Source organism: uncultured Negativibacillus sp. (genome assembly GCF_944388365.1).
Classification (GTDB): Bacteria; Bacillota; Clostridia; order Oscillospirales; family Ruminococcaceae; genus Negativibacillus.
In genome coordinates, this window is record NZ_CALXIN010000162.1 from 1 (window position 1) to 2720 (window position 2720).

2 protein-coding genes are annotated in these 2720 nt (G+C 54.9%); both read left to right on the forward strand.

Annotation, left to right across the window (positions count from 1 at the left end; genetic code table 11):
• Positions 1 to 531 precede the first annotated feature (531 nt).
• A complete protein-coding gene (gene rnhA, locus Q0L39_RS11540) occupies positions 532 to 987 on the forward strand; it encodes a ribonuclease HI (RefSeq protein WP_296629330.1) in 456 nt (151 codons plus the stop codon).
• A gap of 138 nt (positions 988 to 1125) precedes the next feature.
• A complete protein-coding gene (gene nifS / locus Q0L39_RS11545; RefSeq protein WP_296629331.1) occupies positions 1126 to 2319 on the forward strand; it encodes a cysteine desulfurase NifS in 1194 nt (397 codons plus the stop codon).
• Positions 2320 to 2720: the final 401 nt, after the last annotated feature.

The window sequence follows — 2720 nt, forward strand, 5'->3', positions numbered from 1 at the left end:
CCGGGGTCCATTTCCTATCGCGAGGAAATGGACGAAAGGCGCGCCAAAAACCTCCTGGTTTTTGGATTTCCAGCGAAAGGGGCAAGCCCCTTTTGAAACCCCATGCTCCCAAGAAAGTCGCTGCAACGACGTAAGCTCCCACTGCCCTAAGTAGTAGGTGCAAAACCTGATATTTGCTTGCTAGCGGAGCAGACAGGGGGAGAGAACTTCGCAAAGCGAAGTTCCCGAGGGGATGTGCCCCTCCAGAGAAGAATCCAAAGAGGACACTTCCTCTTTGGCGAATCTTTGGTTCCTTTCTTTTCGAGAAGAAAGGAACCTCGGGTGCGGGCTGAGTAAGCCCGCAATATGGTCCGCAGGAACTCTCCTGCAAGGAAGAAAAGGTTCGGAGAAGGAAACTCTATTTCCTTCTCATGCCCGCGCAGCGAAAGCTTTCGCTGCGCAACAATAGGAAAAGCCTTCGCTACTTGTACTTGCCGGTGGAATCGGCTATAATAAACTCGTATCACTGTTTTGATGTAAAGGAGTCTGCCCATGGCACAACGAAAACAAGTGGAAATCTTTACCGACGGCGCTTGCTCGGGAAACCCTGGCCCTGGCGGCTATGGAGCGATCCTGCGCTACCGCGGTACCACCAAAGAACTGTCCGGCGGTGCTGCCAGCACCACCAACAACCGTATGGAACTGACTGCTGTCATTACCGCACTCTCCGCACTCAAGGAACCGTGCGATGTGATACTGTGTTCCGACTCCAAATATATCATCGACGCGGTCGAAAAGGGTTGGGCACAAAAGTGGCGCGCCAACGGCTGGATGCGCAACAAAAAGGAGCCTGCCTTAAACCCTGACCTGTGGGAACAGCTGCTCGATCTGCTGAATGTCCACCATGTCCAGTTTGTCTGGGTCAAGGGTCACGCCGGTCACCCTGAAAATGAACGCTGTGACCAGCTGGCAGTCGAACAGTCAATGAAGTTTAAGGCGGAAATATAGAAGGATTTGTCGGTTTCCTCTTGAATTATACACCTATTTGGTATATAATAAACTCATCCTGAACATTAAGGATGTTTCCGCCGACTTTCAACCGGTGCAGAAACCAACCACAAGCACAAATGAAAGGACGATTATCTTATGGAACGATTTGTTTATGCCGACAATGCGGCGACCACCAAACTTTCTCAGCCGGTGCTCGACGCCATGATGCCCTATCTGACCGAGGAGTACGGCAACCCCTCCAGCCTCTACCGCTTTGGCAACCATGCCAAACGCGCCATCGAAAATGCCCGCGCCCAGGTGGCAAAGGCCATCAACGCCGATCCGTTTGAGATTCTCTTTACCGGCGGCGGCACCGAGGCTGACAACTGGGTCAAGGAACTCATGTATTCTCTCAAGAAAAAGGGCAAAAATCACTTTATCACCTCTGCGGTGGAACATCACGCGCTGATCCATTCGGCCCAGCGGCTGGAAAAGGAAGGCTTTGAGGTGACCTTCCTGCCGGTGGACAAGGAGGGCCGCATCGACCCTGAGCAGGTAAAAGCAGCCATCCGTCCTGAAACAGGACTTGTATCCATCATGTTTGCAAACAATGAGATCGGCACCCTCTACCCTATCGCCGAGATCGGCGCCATCTGCCGTGAAGCCGGCGTGCTGTTTCACACCGACGCAGTACAGGCGGCGGGCCATGTGCCGATCGACGTCAAAGCGATGAATATTGATCTGCTGTCGCTGTCCGCGCACAAATTCCACGGTCCAAAGGGCGTGGGCGCCTTCTACTGCCGCCGCGGCATTCCGCTTCCCAGCCTGATTGACGGCGGCGCACAGGAGCGCGGCAAGCGCGCCGGCACCGAAAACGTAGCAGGCATCGTCGGACTGGGCGAAGCCATCCGCATCGCAGTCGAGGAAATGCCCGAAACTGCTAAAAAGGTCAGCGCAATGCGCGACCGTCTGATCGATGGCATTCTGGAAAAGGTGCCGATGTGCCGTCTGAACGGTCCACGCCATGACCGTCTGCCAGGCAACTGCAACATCTCGTTTTTAGGCATCGAAGGCGAATCGCTGCTGCTTCGTCTGGATCTGGCAGGCATTGCTGCTTCGTCGGGTTCGGCGTGTGCATCCAGCTCACTGGATCCCAGCCATGTACTGCTTGCCATCGGACTGCCGCATGAGGTGGCACACGGCTCGGTACGTCTGAGTCTGTCGGACTTCAACACCGAGGAGGATGTAGACTACATTCTGGAGAAGCTGCCGCAGATCGTATCGACGCTGCGTTCGATGAGCCCTCTGTGGGAGGAGATTCAGAAAGGCGAAGTAGCGTTTACTCTCTAATAATGCAGGAGAGTTCCTGCACGACCCTTTTTTGCAGGGGGGCTCCCCGCCCCTGCACCCCGGGGTCCATTTCCTATCGCGAGGAAATGGACGAAAGGCGCGCCAAAAACCTCCTGGTTGGATTTCGGAAGCTTGAAAAGCTTCACTAAAGGGGCAAGCCCCTTTTGAAACCCCACTGTAACGGCAGAGGCTGCGCTCGACGAAGGCACTCTGCTGTCCGAAGTGGCAGGTGCGATACCTGACATCCTCCTGCTGGCGGAGCAGACAGGGGGAGAGAACTTCGCTTCGCGAAGTTCCCGAGGGGATGTGCCCCTCAGAGGAGAATCCAAAGAGGATACCTCCTCTTTGGCACGCCTTTGATTACTTTCCTCGTGAAAGGAAAGTAATCGCGGGTGCGGGCT

What these genes read in the sequence shown, in the direction of transcription:
- rnhA (WP_296629330.1), top strand. Translation starts at nt 532, where the DNA reads ATGGCACAACGAAAACAAGTGGAAATCTTTACCGACGGCGCTTGCTCG.
- nifS (WP_296629331.1), top strand. Translation starts at nt 1,126, where the DNA reads ATGGAACGATTTGTTTATGCCGACAATGCGGCGACCACCAAACTTTCT.